This is a genomic window from Halopseudomonas bauzanensis (assembly GCF_900114735.1).
GTDB lineage: Bacteria > Pseudomonadota > Gammaproteobacteria > Pseudomonadales > Pseudomonadaceae > Halopseudomonas > Halopseudomonas bauzanensis.
This window is the reverse complement of the sequence record NZ_FOUA01000001.1, coordinates 968,282-984,060: the sequence shown is the minus strand read 5'-3', so window position 1 is coordinate 984,060 and position 15,779 is coordinate 968,282. Positions and strand designations below refer to the sequence as shown.

The following is a 15,779-nucleotide window of genomic DNA, read 5'->3' as shown; positions in this document are numbered from 1 at the left end:
GGGTTGGTGCCACATATCCCCTGCTGAGGCGCGCCATTTTACCGGCAACGGCGGGGGTGTCAAGCCCGAATTTGAGCTTCCTGTGCAATAGATGGAAGAATGGTCGAAACCCGGCGCTAGGAGAAGTGAAGGATGCAGCGAAGAGCGCTTTGCTGCATCCTTCTGGCGGCCTCAGTGCAGCTTCAGGCGCGGTTCAGTGCTGCGACCCATGCGGTCGCTGAGCATCAACATGATGGTCCGTGGCAGGCCGTATAGAGCCATCTGGTGCATGCGGTACAGAGAGATATAGAACATGCGGGCCAGCCAGCCTTCCAGCGTGATGCTGCCGGTCAGGTTGCCCATCAGGTTGCCCACGGCACTGAAGCTGGACAGGGAAATCAGCGAGCCGTGATCGCGGTAGCGATATTCCTTGAGCGGCTTGCCCTCCAGCAGCTGGCTCAGGTTCTTACTCAACAGGGTCGCCTGCTGGTGGGCGGATTGGGCGCGGGGTGGGACGAAGGTGCCAGGCTCGTCCATCGGGCAGGCGGCGCAGTCGCCAAAGGCGAAGATCCGCTCATCCGCGGTGCGCAAGGTCTTGTCGACCAGCAGCTGGTTGATACGGTTGGTTTCCAGTCCGAGCCCGGCGAGAAAGGCCGGTGCGCGGATACCGGCCGCCCAGACCTTGAGCGAGGCAGGGATGAACTGCCCATCCGCCAGCAGCAGGCCGTCAGCCTGTACTTCCTTGACCGGCGAGCCGGTGCGGATATGCACCCCGAGCCCGTTCAGGGTAGCCGCCGCCTTGCTGGCAAGCCGCTCGGGCAGGGCGGGCAATATGCGCGGTCCGGCCTCCACCAGGCTGATGTTCAGGTCCTCGGCTCGCACCCGGTCCAATCCGTAGGAGCGCAGCATCAGCGCCGCGTGGTGCAGCTCCGCGGCCAGCTCCACCCCGGTCGCCCCTGCGCCGATGATCGCCACGTTGATGGATTCGTCAGGGACCATCTCGCCACGTACCTGGGCTTTCAGATACTGATTGATCAGGCGGGTATGAAAGCGTTCGGCCTGGGCCCGGGTATCGAGAAAGATGCAGTGCTCTGCGGCACCGGTAGTATTGAAATCATTGGTATTGCTGCCCACCGCCACCACCAGATAGTCATAATCCAGCTGCCGCGCGGGGATCAGCGCATCACCGTTCTCGTCATTGATTGGCGCCAGCTGAACCTGACGCTGCTCCCGGTCGACGCCAATCATGCTGCCAAGCTGGAAGTTGAAATGGTTCCATTTGGCCTGGGCGACGTAGTTCAGCTCCTCCTCGGTGGCATTGAGCGAGCCGGCGGCCACTTCATGTAGCAGCGGCTTCCAGATGTGGGTCATATTGCCATCGATCAGGGTAATGCGGGCGCGCTTGCGCTTGCCCAGGGTGCGGCCGAGGCGGGTGACCAGCTCAAGGCCGCCCGCCCCACCGCCGACCACGACAATATGGGGTAGTGATGAAACGCCAGACTGTGACATTGTAAAGCTCTCTAAGTGACAGGAATCAGGCGCCTGTCAGAGTCATGCAATAACCAGAGCAGCAAGAAAGCGGGCCAGCAGGCCGAGGCCGGTAATCACTGCAACGATGGCGAGCAGCAGCCACCAGACCCTGAAGGGCTTGCGTTCAACCTGGTGCAGAGGGGAGTTGAGATATTCTTCGACGCGTTTCTGATCTTCAGGATACAGACGGCTGGCCATGGGTCACCTTGCGTTATTTTTATGGTGGAATTTCGTATTGCATATGAGTCTGACTGACTATGTGGTTATTCTATGCTTCATGGCTGGATATTGCACCTCCGGGAGGTGACCTGCAGGAAGCCGGGCGGCCTGCTATGATTGCCGCGCCAACCGCCCCCATACCATCTGCCCGGGAGATCACATGCTGTCAGCCAGCCTGTTAACCACCACCCAGATTCTTCTCGGCTTGTTGTTGTACGGTGGCAGTCTGTTGTGGGCGCTGGCGCGGATATCCTGGGTGGAACTGGTGGCGGACAGCCGTCGTCAGCATCTGTTCTATGGCAGCGTTTTTGCCCTGTTTGTGCTGTGGCTGCTGCGCAAGGAGTTCGATAATGGACTGACCTTCCATTTTCTCGGGCTGACGGTAGTGACGCTGATGCTGGATTGGTCATTGGCTCTGGTTGCCGGGACGCTGGCGCAACTGGGCATGGTGGCGCTGGGGTTGGATGACGCGGCCGCGCTGGGGATCAACGGACTGCTGCGGATCCTGATTCCGGTGGTAGTGACGGTGGCAGCGAGCCGTTTCCTGGAGCGCTTCAAGCCCACCAATCTCTTTCTGTATATATTCATCAGTGGGTTCTTCGCCGCGTCCTTCGCGGCGGTAGGCACCATGCTGGCCGGCATGGGGCTGCTGGCCTGGTCAGGCCAGCTGACGCCACCCGGCTCACTGCTCGAACTGCTCGGTTACATGATCATGGTGATGTTCCCCGAGGGGTTCATCAACGGGATGGGGGTGGCTGCACTGGTGGTATTCCATCCGGAATGGGTGGAAACCTTCGATACCGATCGCTATCTGCAGGAGCCCTTTGACGAGGATCCCTGAGCCGAGGCTCAGGGCATCTGCACTTCGATCACGCCGTCGGCGTTCACGCTGACATCAGCCTCGCCACCTTCAACGGCGGGGGCGGCCATCTCTGCATCGGCGGCCATGGCCATCTTGCTGCTGCGCATGAATGGGCGGGGCGACATGAACTGGGTGTTCAGGTTCAGGTTCACTATCTTGTAGCCTGAGCCGCCCAGGGTTTCGGTGGCGATATCGGCGCGTTGGCGGAATGCCTCGATGGCCTCCTTGATCAGACCATCCTCAGTGGTGCTGCGGCCGGCCGGTGACAGGCTGAACTCCATGCTGCCCAGGTTGAGCGTACCGAGCAGCTCACCGGTGACGCTGGAGACCTGAGCAAAATCGGTGCCTTCCAGGCGAATCTCGCCGCGTTCGCGCCAAGCCACGATGTTCTCGCGCTTTTCATCGTACACCGGCTGACTGTAGCGGCTGCCGCTGCTCACCTTGATCGCGGTGTTCTGTCGCGCGGTTTCCAGGCCCTGGTTCAGGGTCTCGGTAATGCGGTTGGCCAACTTGGCCGGGTCCTTGTCCTGCGCTTCAGTAAACAGCACCACGGTCAGGGTGTCGTTGTTCACCGAGCGCTGCACGTCGGCTCGCAATGAAATCTGGTTGTAGTTCAACGGTTCGGCGAGTGCCTGGCCGGCAAATGCCAGGCTGACTACCAGCGGGAACATCAGAAATGAACGCATATGACTTCTCCTTAAGCCGCTCCGGCTATGAGATTCTGTGACCCCAAGTCTGGCATGACGGTTCCCGAGATGCCGACATGGGCGTGTTTATGCGACCCTATGTCACATCAGGCCCGGTTTCGGTCGATTCTATACTGGAGCGAACCTTGCAACAGCGATTTTTGATGAACCCAAACGCACTGGCACTTTCCCCTTCCCGGCAGAATCTCTGGCGCCTGATTTTCATCCGGTTACTGGTGCTTCTGGCCCAAGCCGTATCGGTATTGGGTGCCTGGCTCAGCGGCTGGTTCGCACTGGAATGGACGCCGCTGCTGCTGACGTTGAGCGTATCGGGTGTAGTCAGTCTGTTGTCGCTGCTGCGGCTGTTGCGCGATTGGCCGGTGACGGATGTGGAATACGGCTCGCAGCTGTTGTTCGATATCCTCGTGCACAGCGTATTGCTGTACTACGCTGGCGGCCCGACGAACCCGTTCGCGTCCTACTTTCTGGTGCCACTGACGATTGCCGCGGCCACCCTGTCCTGGAAGCACACGGCATTTCTGGCCAGCGTGGCGATGGTGGCCTACAGTCTGCTGCTGTTCTGGTATCACCCGTTGCCGCTGTTCGAGATGCCGGTGCGTGCCAGCCAGATCGATATCCGGGTGATCGGCATGTGGCTGAACTTTGCCATGAGTGCCGGCCTGATCACGCTGTTCGTTGTGCATATGGCCGAAGCCCTGCGCCGGCACGCCGAGCGCCTGGCCGAGCGGCGTGAGCAAAGTATGCGCGATTCCCAGCTGCTCGGCATTGCCAGTGTGGCGGCCGGGGCTGCCCATGAGCTGTCCACGCCCTTGTCGACCATGAGCGTACTTCTCAAGGACCTGCGGGCGGACTATGCCGATCCGCAGATTCAGGAAGACCTGGAACTGCTTCAGGAGCAGGTGCGTCAATGCAAGGAAAGCCTGCAGCAGATGGTCCGCAGCGCCGAGCTCAACCGCAGCCAGCCGCATAGTAACCAGCCAGCCGATGCCTGGCTCAAGGACTTGCTGGCGCGCTGGCAACTGATGCGCCCGGAAGCCTCCTGGCAACTCAAAGCCTTACCCGTGGGCGAGGTGCCCATGGTGCGTGCCAGCCCCGAGCTGAGCCAGTCGATACTCAATCTGTTGAATAACGCCGCCGATGCGTGTCCCGACAATATTACGGTGGCCCTGCAATGGAATGCCCAGCGGCTGCGCTTGAGCATTCGAGATAACGGGCCGGGAGTACCACTGCATATCGCTGAACAATTGGGTACTGCCTTTGTTACCACCAAGGGCAAGAAGGGTTTTGGGCTGGGGTTGTTTCTCAGTCAGGCGGCCGTCGAGCGTATCGGCGGCAGTGTGAAACTGTTCAACCAGGATGGCGGGGGGACACTCACCGAGGTAATCTTGCCGATAGGACATCAATGAAATCGGCTGCGTTGGCAGCGCTTTTCAGCGACTCCATTGCTATTAAGGAGCAGGCATGACTGAAGAATTCAATCAGGACGAGCAGCCGCTATTGTTGTTGGTGGACGACGACCCGACTTTTACCCGTGTAATGGCCCGGGCGCTGACCCGCCGCGGTCTGCAGGTCAGTACTGCCGGCGATGCGGAGGAGGCCATGGTCGTGGCGCAGCGGCAGAAGCCTGATTATGCGGTGCTGGATCTGAAAATGGAGGGCGACTCGGGGCTGGTCCTGCTGCCGCGGTTGCTGGAGTTGTATCCGGACCTGCGGGTGGTCATCCTGACCGGTTATTCCAGCATCACCACCGCTGTGGAAGCGATCAAGCGGGGCGCCTGCAATTACCTGTGCAAGCCGGCCGATGCCGATGACGTACTGACTGCGCTGCTGTCGGACCAGGCCGACCCGGAAAGCCTGGTGCCCGAGCACCCCATGTCGGTGGACCGGCTGCAATGGGAGCATATCCAGCGGGTGCTGGCCGAGCACGACGGCAATATCTCCGCCACCGCGCGCGCCCTGGGCATGCATCGCCGCACGCTGCAGCGCAAACTGCAGAAGCGCCCGGTACGGCGCTGAGCAATAGGCAATAAATCAACGTCCCGGCTGGCAGGCCGAGCGCTCTTCCCAGCCTGCCCCGTGGTAACCATAAAAAACCCTCGGTCCGAAAACCGAGGGTTTTTACTTGTTGCTGCTTCGCCTTAGTTCTGGCGGATACCGCAGATCACCCACGGTTGGTTCTCGCCATCGGCACGTTCCAGACGCCAGCTTTCATCGAAGCGCTCGCCTTCATCCTGCGGGAACTCGCGATCCAGGCCAGTGAAACCGACAGTGGCGATGGTCCGACCGTCACGCTGTTCGATCCCTTCCAGGCGTACCTCCAGCTCTTCAACGAAACCGTTGGTGCTCGGCGGGTTGTCGACGCGTTCGATCATCATTTGTTGCAGCAGGGCCGGGTCCAGGTACTCGGCCATGCCGGCGCTGTCACCGTCGCGCCAATGGCGCTGCAGTGTATAGAAGTGCTCTTCTGCACCCTTGAGGAAGCTGTCGGCATTGAACCAGGCCGGGGCATCCATGGTGAGCGGCGGGGCCGCCACCGGCTGGACTGCCGGCTGCGCTGCGGCGCCGCCTTGTGGCGACCAGCTTTGCGGTGCTTGCGGCTGTTCAATCGGGCCGCCGGCCGGATGTGGCTGGCGCTGCATGGCTGGCGCGTTGCGGCGGGAGAACAGCTTGAACAGCACGAAGGCGATCAGGCCGAAGATCAGGATGTCGAACAGCTGCAGACCCTGAAAACCGTCACCGAACAGCATGGAGGCCAGCAGACCGCCAGCGGCGATACCAGCCAACGGGCCAAGCCAGCGGCTGGCGCCGGAAGTGGCTGCCGGGTTCTGCTGCTGGTTGCGCGGGTTGGCTTGCTGCTGTGGGGTCTGACGCTGAGCCGGCTGGCTCTTGTGCATCGGCGCGGCGCCGAAGCTCTTGCCGCCGCCCATGCGCCGGGCTTCGGCATCGGGGACGGCCAGACCGACCATCAGAAATACGGTGAAAAGGGGTAACAGCCAGCGCATGGGCAGGTCTCCAGAATTATTAATCGAGCGATAGTGCCAAACATGTGCGACGCTCGCCAGCGCTAAAATGTTTCGGTGGTTTGCCGCTGGCCTTAACCGGGCTTGCGATCCAGACCAAACCGCTTGCGCATTTGCGCCTCGCGCACCGAGGCCGGTAGCCAGCGTTTCAAGCGCAGCATGCTGCGGCTGCCGGAGCCGATCACGGCGGTTTCCGGGCGTAGCGGGTTCTTGATGTAGCCCATCAGTTCCATGGCGAATTCCCGGGCGGAAGTGGAGCTGGCTTTCTGCGAGGCATTGGCCCGCGCCTGCACGGCCTTTTCCCAGGGCTTGAACCAGGAGCCCTCGGCCAAGGTAATGGCTGCGGTGGCATTGTTGCCGAAATCCGAGGCGATGGCGCCGGGCTGTACCGTCAGCACCTCGATACCAAAGGGCGCCAGTTCCATGCGCATGGCCTCGGACAATGCATGTAGCGCCGCCTTGGAGGCGCAATACACGCCGGAGAATGGTGTGGTGGTCACGCCCGATACGCTGCCGATATTGACGATCAGTCCGCCGCTGTCACGCAGCAGATCGGCGGTGGCGCGCACCAACTGCACGGGAGCGAAGACATTGGTGTCGAACTGCCGCAACAGCGTCTCGCGGTCGGCATCCAGTATTGGCCCCATGGCGCCGTAGCCAGCGTTGTTGACCAGCAGATCCAATCGGCCAGATTCGCTGGACAACCGCTCGCGGCAGGCGGCGATCTGCGCAGCATCATTCACATCCAGCGTTACTGCCGTCGCGCCCCGCGCGGTAAGGGGGGCTAAGGTGGCGGGGTTGCGGGCGGCGGCGAACACCGCATAGCCTTCATCCAGGCAGATATGAGCCAGGGCCTGGCCGATGCCGCTGGAGCAGCCGGTAATCAGTGCGACGGGTTTACTCATGGTCATCCCTTTTTCTTGTGTTTATTCGGTCTTGATGAAGTCGGCGCGCACCTTGTCGGCCAGGTATTCCAGGTCTGCCGGGTGATACCCGCTGCGCAGACGCGGTACGCTGTAACACTGCTGCCAGTGCTCGCCGGCGGCCAGTGGCTGACTGGTCTGATAGATGCCTTCGGTCACCCCGGTATCCAGCAGGTTGGTGTTATACCCCGGCTGGCGGGCCAGCAGTCGCCAGCTGATATGGCTGGCGGTGCGGTCTGCCTGATTATGGATACGCACCTGCAACGGCTTGCCGAAGTCGCACGCGTCGGGCATATGCTGAATACTGATATCCAGGCGCTGGACATCCTTGCCGTACTGCCATTGCCAGATACCGACGCCGGCCGCCAGGACTACGGTCAGGCCGACGATGATCGCGCTGGCCGGCAACATGATGCGCGGAAAGCGCACCAGTAGTACCAGCCAGATCAGCAGTAGTGCTATGCCCAGTGCCATCCTGTCTCCTTGCAGTGATTTCCGCTTGATGGTCCGACTCTACCAGAGTCATGGGTTTACGACACCGCAGTGGCAGACCAGCCGAACAATTCACAGGTGTTATGCAGGCATTGGCGGGCCAGTTGTTCAGCAGTTTCACCGCGCAGTTCAGCCAGCTCGGCGCAGATCTGCGGCAGGTTCTGCGGCCTGTTGCGCTGATAGGGGCGGAACGCCGGCGCCATATCGGGGCAGTCAGTCTCCAGCACCAGGCTCTCGGCCGGCAGCTGTGCGATGACCCGATGCATACGCTTGGCCTGGGGCCAGGTGGCCGCGCCGCCCATGCCCAGCTTGAAGCCCAGGCGGATATATTCACGGGCCTCTTCATAACTGCCGGAAAACGCATGGATGATGCCGGCACGGCGCAGCTGGTAGCGTTTCAGTGCGGCGATCACCGGGGCGTGGGCGCGGCGCACATGCAGCAACACCGGCAGATCGACATCCGCGGCGATCTGCAGTTGGGCTTCGAACAGCTGCTGCTGGCGTTCCCGGTCGGGCTCCTCGATATAGTAGTCCAGGCCGAACTCGCCAACCGCGCAGCAGCGCGGGTCTGCCGCATGCTGTTCCAAGCGCTCACGCAGGTGTTGCAGATCCTCCGGCTGATGTTCATCGAGGAACACCGGGTGCATTCCGAAAGCGGCGTACAGCCTGGGATCATTCTCTACCAAATCCCAGAGCGTATCCCAATTGCTGCGAGCCACCCCCATGACCAGCAGACGACGCACACCCAGACGGCCGCTGTCGGCAAGCACCGCGTCGCGATCATCGTCGAAGTCGGAAAAGTCCAGATGGGTGTGGGTATCGATATAGATGGTCATGGGTATAGCTTCGCCGCTGATGAGCCAAGGAGCAAGTGCAGCGGGGAAGCTGGGCCTGTCGGCTATTGAGGCGCTCGACATGCCAGCTGAGATCGGGATGATTCTGAGCGCACCTGCGCTACTGGTGTGGCCCGAGCAGTATCCGCCACTGCTCGGTGCTCACCGGCATCACCGACAGCCGGCTGCCGCGCTGCACCAGCGCCAGCCCCTCCAGGCCCGCCAGCGCCTTGATCTCGTCCAGCGGCAGCAACCGCGGTAGCTGGCGTTCGAAGACCAGATCGACCGCCTGCCAGCGCGGCTTGTCGTGGGTACTTCGGGCATCGAAATAAGGCGAGTTGGGGTCGAACTGGCTCGGATCGGCATAAGCGCTGGTGCTCACCCGCGCGATGCCGGCGATGCCGATATGGCGGCAACTGGAATGGTAGATCAGCACCAGATCATCGACTGCCATCTGCATGAGAAAGTTGCGCGCCTGGAAGTTGCGCACGCCATCCCAGCGAACCGGGGTATCCGGTGCGCGGGCAAAATCCTCGATGCCGCATTCGGCAGGTTCGGTCTTCACCAGCCAGTAGGCCATGCTGCTATTTCCATTGGACTGAAGGGTGTCATGTCATGCGCAATGATGCCTCAGGCAGGGGGCATATGTCATCGAAGGCTCACTGAACTGTGTCATTTTGTAGCGGAGTGGAGCGGGCTCGGCGTTTCGCGTTACAATTCCGCGATTTTGACGCTTTGATTCAATCGGATTCCCGGTCGGCTTCAGTGATAAGCAGCGAGTCGGTCTCTCAAGGAGTGGTGCATGTACAGGAAGTTCGGCGTTGTCATTCTGGCCGCTTTGGCGTGCCAGGTTCAGGCCAAGGTGGACCCCGCCCAGGCAGCACGTCTGGGGGCCGATCTGACCCCATTGGGGGCCGAGCGTGCCGGCAATGCCGCCGGTACCATTCCCGCCTGGACCGGCGGCGTGCAGCCGCCAGCACACTACCAGCCGGGCATGCACCATCCCGATCCGTTTGCCGATGATGCCATGCTGTATCGCGTCGACGGTGCCGATCTGGCCCAGCATCGGGAATTGCTGCCGGCTGGCCTGGCCGATTTGCTGGAGCGAAATCCCGACTACTATCTGCAGGTCTATCCGACCCGGCGTAGCGCCGCAGCGCCGCAGCGCATCTACGATGCCACGCGGGCCAACGCCGAACGTGCCGAGCTGATCTCCAACGGCAATGGTGTCTCCGGCGCCGTGGCGGGCATCCCTTTCCCGATTCCGCAGGGTGGCATGGAAGTCATCTGGAACCACATCCTGCACTACAAGGGCGAGCAGACCCGCTTCATCAACAATCAGGCAGTGGTGATCAATGGTCGCAGCAACCTGATCAAACGTGACCGCTATATTTACTATGTCTACAACCGCGAGGGTATGACCCTTGAGGAAATGGACAACACCCTGCTGTACTACCGCTATCAGGTGACGGCGCCGGCCAAACTGTCCGGTACTTCGCTGGTGGTGCAGGACCCGCTGGATCAGGTGTTGACCACACGCCGTGCCTGGCGCTACAGCCCGAGTGACCGCCGCGTCCGGCGCCTGCCGTCGCTGGCCTACGATTCGGTGCAGCCGGATACCAGTGGTCTGGCCACCGCCGATGTGGTGGATTCCTACAACGGCGCGCCGGATCGTTATGAGTGGTCATTGGTTGGCAAGCAGGAAATGCTGGTGCCCTACAACAGCTACGCGGTGCATCAGCAGGGCATCGATTACGACCGCATCGTGCTGCCCAAGACCTTGAATCCCGAGCTGCTGCGCTACGAGCTGCACCGGGTCTGGGTAGTGGAGGCCAACCTGCGGACCGGCTATTCCCATCCCTATCACACGCGGCGTTTCTATGTGGACGAGGACAGCTGGCAGATCCTGGCGGTGGACCTGCGTGATGACAAGGGCGAGCTGGTCGGGCTGCAGGAAACCCACCCGATCAGCTACTACGAGCTGCCGATGTTCAACAGCACCCTGGAAACGCTCTACTACCTGAAGACCGGTAATTACTTCGTCGACGGCCTGGACAACAACGAGCCGATGTACGATTTCAACTACGAGATGTCTCCCCGGGACTTCTCGCCCCAGGCGCTGCGCCGCGCCGGCAACTGACACCACTCGATGAGCCGCTCCCAGCGGCTCATCATTTTTGCGCTGGGTACTGCTGCTGTTTCAGCAGCCTGGCCAGGTGCACGCAGTTTTGTGCCAGCACGCGGGTGGTCTGCACCACCTTGTCCGGTGTCGCTGGCAGATCCTTGAAATCGATCGAACCCATGGCCTCGCCAACCCAGTAGGTACAGCTATTGGCGGGCAGAGTGAAACCGACGTCATTCAGCCCCTGATAGACCTGCGCCACGATGTGATGAGCACCGTCCTCGTTGCCCACCACGGCGACGCCGGCGACCTTGCCATAGGACAGCATGCGGCCCTGATCATCGGTTTCGCTGAGCAGGGCATCCAGTCGTTCCAGCACCCGCTGACACAGGCTGGACGGATGGCCGAGCCAGACTGGTGTGCCCAGGATGAGGATATCGGCGGCCAGCATCTTCTGGCGAATCATCGGCCAGTCATCGCCGTCGCCTTCATCCGAGGTGACGCCGGGTTTGATGTTGTAATCGACGACTCGCAGCAACTCGCCTTGCGCGCCCTGCTCCTGCAGCGCGGCGAGGGTCTGCTTGAGCAGCAGGTCGCAGGAAGAGTCGGCAGGGGAGGGTTTCAGGGTGCAGTTCAGGGCTAGGGCGGTGAGTGACATCAGGTCTCTCCGAACGATGGCTTCAGAGAATTGGTCCTGGCAGTCGCGCTATTGGTTCAGGCTGTTTTACCTGCCTGCTTAGTCCTTGCCGCCGCGCCAGCGCTCACTGACAGCGCTGAGCCAGGCCGGGTCGAGACGTTCCTGCTCTGGCGTCAATCCTTGCGCCAGCATGCGCTCGCGATGCTCGTCGACCTGCCGGACCATATCGCTGAGAGCACTGGTGTTGCCATCCAGCTGGTACATCTGCGTCACCCCGAGATGATAGAACCGCAGCACCCGCATGGCGGTAGGATCGTTGGCGGCGACGCCGGCTTCGACCTGATGCATGATGTTGGTCACTTTCATCAGGTTGCGCTTGAGCCGAAAGCCGTAGACCGCCGACGCCATCCAGGGTTGTTGCCAGCAATAGAAACGCACGATGGCGATGGCCAGCAGCAGGCCGGCAAGCACGCCACCCAGGTTCCAGCGGAAGTTATTACCACCGGGCGTGCCGAACAGGGCGATGGACAGGGTCGCCATGCCAATGCACGATACTGCCAGCAGGGCGACGATGATCAGTGTGCTGCGGCGTGTCTGTTCGCGGTAACGTTCCGGGTCCATCGGTTGTATCTCGAACATGGCGGCACTCACAGTTTGCTTTTGAGGGGCACGTTGATGACGATCGGCTCGGTGACCAGGCAGCAGCAGGGCAGGATCTCGTCGCGTTTGACAAAGGCCAGCGGTGGTTTGGGATAGACCACGCTGCCAACCTTGAGTTTGATCCGGCAGGCGCCGCAGTAGCCACTGCGGCACTGATACTCGACATGGTGACCGGTACGTTCCAGCCCTTCGAGCAGGGTTTCTCCTTCCGCCAGTTCGAACAGGGTATCCCGGGTAATCACCTGCACTGCTTTACAGCTCGAACTCGCCGAGATCTTCCAGGGATACTTCAGAGTCGATCTGACCGACCAGGTAGGAACTGACCTCCACTTCCTGCGGCGCGACCTGGACGTTGTCCGACACCAGCCAGGCGTTGATCCAGGGAATCGGATTCTGATTGGCGCCCGGGAAGATCGGCTCCAGTCCCACCGCACTCATGCGCAGATTGGTGATGTATTCCACGTACTGGCTGAGAATGCTGTAGTTCAGGCCGATCATGGAGCCGTCCTTGAACAGGTACTCGGCCCACTGCTTCTCCTGCTCGGCGGCATGGCGGAATATCTCGATACTCTGTTCATGGCAGGCCCGGGCCACCTCGGCCATCTGCGGGTCGTCATCACCTTCCTGCATGATGTTGATGATGTGCTGGGTGCCCGTCAGATGCAGCGCCTCGTCACGGGCGATCAGCCGGATGATCTTGGCATTGCCCTCCATCAACCGGCGTTCGGCGAAGGCGAAGGAGCAGGCGAAGCTGACATAGAAGCGGATCGCCTCCAGCACGTTCACCGACATCATGCACAGGTACAGCTTCTTCTTCAGCTCGAACAGGTCGATAGTGATAGTTTCACCATTGAGCTGATGCGTGCCCTCACCGAACTGGTTGTACAGGTTGGCGTACTGGATCAGCTCATCGTAATAGGTGGAAATATCGCCGGCCCGCTCGATGATGTGGCGGTTGCGCACGATATCGTCGAACACCACCGCTGGATCGTTGACGATATTACGGATGATATGGGTGTAGGACCGGCTGTGGATGGTCTCGGAAAACGACCAGGTCTCGATCCAGGTTTCCAGCTCGGGGATGGACACCAGCGGTAGAAAGGCCACGTTCGGGCTGCGTCCCTGGATCGAATCCAGCAGCGTCTGGTATTTCAGGTTGCCGAGGAATATGTGCTTTTCATGATCCGGCAGGTTGCGGAAATCGATGCGATCCTGGGATACGTCCACTTCCTCGGGGCGCCAGAAGAACGACAGCTGCTTCTCGATCAGCTTCTCGAAAATCGGGTACTTCTGCTGATCATAGCGCGCCACGTTGACCGGCTGGCCGAAGAACATCGGCTCGCCCATCTGGTTATTGTCGGCCTGGGAAAAAGTGCTGTATTTCATTTTCATGGTCATATCTCAGATCTTGCACGCGCCGCCAGCGCAATCGTCGGCCATATCGCTCTGGGCGTCGTCGGCGCCGTCGCGGGTGTTCTGATAATACAGAGTCTTGAGACCGAATTTGTAGGCCGTCAGCAGGTCCTTGAGCAACTGCCGCATCGGCACGCGACCACCATCGAAGCGCTGCGGATCGTAGTTGGTATTGGCCGAGATCGCCTGGTCGACGAATTTCTGCATGATGCCGACCAGTTGCAGGTAGCCGTCGTTGCTCGGCATTTGCCACAGCAGTTCATAGGCGCCCTTGAGTTCCTCGTAGTCCGGCACTACCTGCTTGAGGATGCCGTCCTTGGACTGCTTGACGGTGACCAGGCCGCGCGGCGGCTCGATGCCGTTGGTGGCGTTGGAGATCTGGCTGGAGGTCTCCGACGGCATCAGTGAGGACAGGGTCGAGTTGCGCAGGCCGTGGGCGACGATATCCGCGCGCAGTGCTTCCCAGTCCAGGTGCAGAGGCTCGGAGCAGACCGCATCCAGCTCCTTCTTGTAGGTGTCGATCGGCAGTACGCCCTTGGCATAGGTGGTTTCATCGAAACCGGAGCAAGCGCCGCGCTCACGAGCCAGCTGGTTGGAGGCCTTGAGCAGGTAGTACTGGATGGCCTCGAAGGTCCGGTGGGTCAGATTGTTGCCCGAGCCGTCGGAATACTTCGCGCCATTTTTTGCCAGGTAGTTGGCAAAGTTGATTACGCCGATGCCGAGGGTGCGACGCTTCATGGAAGCCTTGCGCGCCGCTTCGATCGGGTAGTCCTGGTAATCAAGCAGCGAATCCAGTGCACGTACCGCCAGGTCGGCCAGTTCTTCCAGCTCGTCGAGGCTGTTGATCGCGCCCAGGTTCAATGCCGACAGGGTGCACAGGGCAATTTCGCCGCTGTCATCGTTCATGTCATTCAGCGGGCTGGTCGGCAGAGCGATTTCCAGGCACAGGTTGGACTGGCGCACCGGCGCGACCTTCGGATCGAAGGGGCTGTGGGTATTGCAGTGGTCAACGTTCTGGATGTAGATACGGCCGGTGCTGGAGCGCTCCTGCATCATCAGCGAGAACAGCTCGACCGCCGGCATGCTGCGCTTGCGAATCGCCGGGTCCTGCTCGTATTTCTCGTACAGGCGCTCGAACTCGTCCTGATCGGCGAAGAATGCCTCGTACAGGCCGGGCACTTCATGGGGGGAGAACAGGGTAATATTGCCGTTCTTGATCAGGCGCTGGTACAGGGTGCGGTTGATCTGCACGCCGTAATCCATATGCCGTACGCGGTTTTCCTCCACGCCACGGTTGTTCTTCAGTACCAGCAGCGACTCCACTTCCAGGTGCCACAGGGGGTAGAACAGGGTAGCGGCACCGCCACGCACGCCGCCTTGGGAGCAGGATTTGACCGCCGCCTGGAACAGCTTGAAGAACGGGATACAGCCGGTGTGCTGGGCCTCGCCGCCACGGATCGGGCTGCCCACGGCGCGGATGCGACCGGCGTTGATGCCGATGCCGGCGCGCAGCGAGACGTATTTTACGATCGCCGAGGTGGTGGCGTTGATCGAGTCCAGGCTGTCACCGCACTCGATCAGCACGCAGGAGCTGAACTGCCGCGACGGCGAGCGCACGCCGGACATGATTGGTGTCGGCAAGGAAATCTTGAACAGCGAGATGGCGTCATAGAAGCGCTTGATGTAACCCAGCCGCGTGTCCTGCGGGTAATCGGCGAACAGGCACATGCCGATCAGCATGTAGAGCATCTGCGGGCTTTCATAGACCCGGCGGCTGACCCGGTCCTGGATCAGGTATTTGCCTTCCAGCTGCTTGACCGCTGCGTAGGAGAAATTCAGATCGCGGCTGTGGTCGATATAGTCATTGAGGGTGTCGAACTCGTCGCGGCTGTAGTCACGCAGGATATGCTGATCGTAGCGATTCATTTCGGTCAGTGTGGTGACATGGTCGAACAGGTGTGGCGGTTCGAACTGACCATAGGCTATCTTGCGCAGATGGAAGATCGCCAGGCGGGCGGCCATGTACTGATAATCCGGTGTGTCCTGGGAAATCAGATCGGCGGCGGCCTTGATGATGGTTTCGTGAATGTCCTGGCTGCGGATGCCATCATACAGCTGGATCTGGGATTTCAGCTCCACCTGGGAAACCGATACATTGTCCAGGCCCTCGGCGGCCCAATCGAGCACTCGGTGGATTTTGTCCAGATTGATGGATTCCTGGCGGCCGTTGCGTTTGGTTACCTTGAGGGACTGGAAATCGGTCATGTGCAAATCCTGGGACATTGAGGCTTGAATATACGGTGATTTCATTGTATGGGTGAAATCACTATATGTAGTGATATGGGTTGGAATGAACGCAATATAGAGTGTGAAATGGCTGGG

At 60.7% G+C, this 15,779-nt stretch carries 17 protein-coding genes; 4 read left to right on the top strand and 13 right to left on the bottom strand.

All coding sequences use genetic code 11. The annotated features are described in order from the left end of the window. Positions 1–171: 171 nt before the first annotated feature. Together BM267_RS04555 and BM267_RS04550 are read right to left on the bottom strand one after the other, a co-directional pair. Positions 172–1,488: an NAD(P)/FAD-dependent oxidoreductase gene (locus tag BM267_RS04555; RefSeq protein WP_036989281.1), complete on the bottom strand. Its 1,317-nt coding sequence runs from the start codon at positions 1,486–1,488 to the stop codon at positions 172–174. A gap of 42 nt (positions 1,489–1,530) precedes the next feature. Next, positions 1,531–1,707: a DUF3094 family protein gene (locus BM267_RS04550; protein WP_036989283.1), complete on the bottom strand. Its 177-nt coding sequence runs from the start codon at positions 1,705–1,707 to the stop codon at positions 1,531–1,533. Between the two features lie 181 nt (positions 1,708–1,888). On the opposite strand from BM267_RS04550, the gene BM267_RS04545 reads away from it, so the two are divergent. Further along, the gene (locus BM267_RS04545; protein WP_074777681.1) at positions 1,889–2,569 is read left to right on the top strand and encodes an energy-coupling factor ABC transporter permease; all 681 of its coding nucleotides are present in this window, start codon (positions 1,889–1,891) and stop codon (positions 2,567–2,569) included. 8 nt (positions 2,570–2,577) lie between these two features. Here BM267_RS04545 and BM267_RS04540 read toward each other — a convergent pair whose 3' ends face one another. Next, positions 2,578–3,276, bottom strand: coding sequence for an SIMPL domain-containing protein (locus BM267_RS04540; protein WP_051610778.1), 699 nt, complete (start codon positions 3,274–3,276; stop codon positions 2,578–2,580). A 164-nt stretch (positions 3,277–3,440) separates the two neighbouring features. Here BM267_RS04540 and BM267_RS04535 point away from each other — a divergent pair, with 164 nt between their 5' ends. Together BM267_RS04535 and BM267_RS04530 are read left to right on the top strand one after the other, a co-directional pair. Then, positions 3,441–4,703, top strand: coding sequence for an ATP-binding protein (locus BM267_RS04535; protein WP_074777683.1), 1,263 nt, complete (start codon positions 3,441–3,443; stop codon positions 4,701–4,703). Positions 4,704–4,758: 55 nt separating this feature from the next. Next, positions 4,759–5,313 (top strand): response regulator transcription factor, encoded by a 555-nt coding sequence (locus tag BM267_RS04530; RefSeq protein ID WP_036989287.1) that lies wholly within the window; start codon positions 4,759–4,761, stop codon positions 5,311–5,313. Positions 5,314–5,435: 122 nt separating this feature from the next. Here BM267_RS04530 and BM267_RS04525 read toward each other — a convergent pair whose 3' ends face one another. The 5 genes from BM267_RS04525 to BM267_RS04505 form a co-directional block, all read right to left on the bottom strand. Beyond that, positions 5,436–6,299 carry a Tim44 domain-containing protein gene (locus BM267_RS04525; RefSeq protein ID WP_074777685.1) on the bottom strand — a complete coding sequence of 288 codons (864 nt, stop codon included), beginning with the start codon at positions 6,297–6,299 and terminating at the stop codon, positions 5,436–5,438. A gap of 92 nt (positions 6,300–6,391) precedes the next feature. After that, a complete protein-coding gene (locus BM267_RS04520) occupies positions 6,392–7,222 on the bottom strand; it encodes an SDR family oxidoreductase (protein ID WP_074778689.1) in 831 nt (276 codons plus the stop codon). A 21-nt stretch (positions 7,223–7,243) separates the two neighbouring features. Beyond that, the gene (locus BM267_RS04515) at positions 7,244–7,714 is read right to left on the bottom strand and encodes a hypothetical protein (protein ID WP_074777687.1); all 471 of its coding nucleotides are present in this window, start codon (positions 7,712–7,714) and stop codon (positions 7,244–7,246) included. A 56-nt stretch (positions 7,715–7,770) separates the two neighbouring features. Further along, complete coding sequence (locus tag BM267_RS04510) at positions 7,771–8,568, bottom strand: TatD family hydrolase (protein ID WP_074777689.1); 798 nt, start codon at positions 8,566–8,568, stop codon at positions 7,771–7,773. Positions 8,569–8,686: 118 nt separating this feature from the next. Then, positions 8,687–9,145 carry an EVE domain-containing protein gene (locus BM267_RS04505; protein WP_036989296.1) on the bottom strand — a complete coding sequence of 153 codons (459 nt, stop codon included), beginning with the start codon at positions 9,143–9,145 and terminating at the stop codon, positions 8,687–8,689. 222 nt (positions 9,146–9,367) lie between these two features. Between BM267_RS04505 and BM267_RS04500 the strand changes: the two genes are divergently transcribed. Further along, positions 9,368–10,705 (top strand): DUF1329 domain-containing protein, encoded by a 1,338-nt coding sequence (locus BM267_RS04500; RefSeq protein ID WP_074777690.1) that lies wholly within the window; start codon positions 9,368–9,370, stop codon positions 10,703–10,705. Between the two features lie 31 nt (positions 10,706–10,736). On the opposite strand, the gene BM267_RS04495 is transcribed toward BM267_RS04500, so the two are convergent. The 5 genes from BM267_RS04495 to nrdA all read right to left on the bottom strand — a co-directional run bounded on the left by BM267_RS04495 (position 10,737) and on the right by nrdA (position 15,662). Further along, positions 10,737–11,345 (bottom strand): flavodoxin family protein, encoded by a 609-nt coding sequence (locus BM267_RS04495; RefSeq protein WP_036989299.1) that lies wholly within the window; start codon positions 11,343–11,345, stop codon positions 10,737–10,739. A 78-nt stretch (positions 11,346–11,423) separates the two neighbouring features. Then, positions 11,424–11,963 (bottom strand): DUF3087 domain-containing protein, encoded by a 540-nt coding sequence (locus BM267_RS04490; RefSeq protein WP_074778691.1) that lies wholly within the window; start codon positions 11,961–11,963, stop codon positions 11,424–11,426. A gap of 8 nt (positions 11,964–11,971) precedes the next feature. Continuing rightward, positions 11,972–12,226, bottom strand: coding sequence for a class I ribonucleotide reductase maintenance protein YfaE (gene yfaE / locus BM267_RS04485; protein WP_268873966.1), 255 nt, complete (start codon positions 12,224–12,226; stop codon positions 11,972–11,974). Positions 12,227–12,236: 10 nt separating this feature from the next. Next, entirely contained in the window at positions 12,237–13,382 is a 1,146-nt protein-coding gene (gene nrdB / locus BM267_RS04480) for a class Ia ribonucleoside-diphosphate reductase subunit beta (RefSeq protein WP_177173371.1), read from the bottom strand. A gap of 3 nt (positions 13,383–13,385) precedes the next feature. Next, the gene (gene nrdA, locus BM267_RS04475; RefSeq protein ID WP_036990205.1) at positions 13,386–15,662 is read right to left on the bottom strand and encodes a class 1a ribonucleoside-diphosphate reductase subunit alpha; all 2,277 of its coding nucleotides are present in this window, start codon (positions 15,660–15,662) and stop codon (positions 13,386–13,388) included. Between the last annotated feature and the right edge of the window lie 117 nt (positions 15,663–15,779).

Bases quoted from the DNA above. Each gene is read 5' to 3' on its own strand.
- BM267_RS04555 (WP_036989281.1), bottom strand. From the start codon at position 1,488: ATGTCACAGTCTGGCGTTTCATCACTACCCCATATTGTCGTGGTCGGC.
- BM267_RS04550 (WP_036989283.1), bottom strand. From the start codon at position 1,707: ATGGCCAGCCGTCTGTATCCTGAAGATCAGAAACGCGTCGAAGAATAT.
- BM267_RS04545 (WP_074777681.1), top strand. From the start codon at position 1,889: ATGCTGTCAGCCAGCCTGTTAACCACCACCCAGATTCTTCTCGGCTTG.
- BM267_RS04540 (WP_051610778.1), bottom strand. From the start codon at position 3,276: ATGCGTTCATTTCTGATGTTCCCGCTGGTAGTCAGCCTGGCATTTGCC.
- BM267_RS04535 (WP_074777683.1), top strand. From the start codon at position 3,441: ATGAACCCAAACGCACTGGCACTTTCCCCTTCCCGGCAGAATCTCTGG.
- BM267_RS04530 (WP_036989287.1), top strand. From the start codon at position 4,759: ATGACTGAAGAATTCAATCAGGACGAGCAGCCGCTATTGTTGTTGGTG.
- BM267_RS04525 (WP_074777685.1), bottom strand. From the start codon at position 6,299: ATGCGCTGGCTGTTACCCCTTTTCACCGTATTTCTGATGGTCGGTCTG.
- BM267_RS04520 (WP_074778689.1), bottom strand. From the start codon at position 7,222: ATGAGTAAACCCGTCGCACTGATTACCGGCTGCTCCAGCGGCATCGGC.
- BM267_RS04515 (WP_074777687.1), bottom strand. From the start codon at position 7,714: ATGGCACTGGGCATAGCACTACTGCTGATCTGGCTGGTACTACTGGTG.
- BM267_RS04510 (WP_074777689.1), bottom strand. From the start codon at position 8,568: ATGACCATCTATATCGATACCCACACCCATCTGGACTTTTCCGACTTC.
- BM267_RS04505 (WP_036989296.1), bottom strand. From the start codon at position 9,145: ATGGCCTACTGGCTGGTGAAGACCGAACCTGCCGAATGCGGCATCGAG.
- BM267_RS04500 (WP_074777690.1), top strand. From the start codon at position 9,368: ATGTACAGGAAGTTCGGCGTTGTCATTCTGGCCGCTTTGGCGTGCCAG.
- BM267_RS04495 (WP_036989299.1), bottom strand. From the start codon at position 11,345: ATGTCACTCACCGCCCTAGCCCTGAACTGCACCCTGAAACCCTCCCCT.
- BM267_RS04490 (WP_074778691.1), bottom strand. From the start codon at position 11,963: ATGTTCGAGATACAACCGATGGACCCGGAACGTTACCGCGAACAGACA.
- nrdB (WP_177173371.1), bottom strand. From the start codon at position 13,382: ATGACCATGAAAATGAAATACAGCACTTTTTCCCAGGCCGACAATAAC.
- nrdA (WP_036990205.1), bottom strand. From the start codon at position 15,662: ATGACCGATTTCCAGTCCCTCAAGGTAACCAAACGCAACGGCCGCCAG.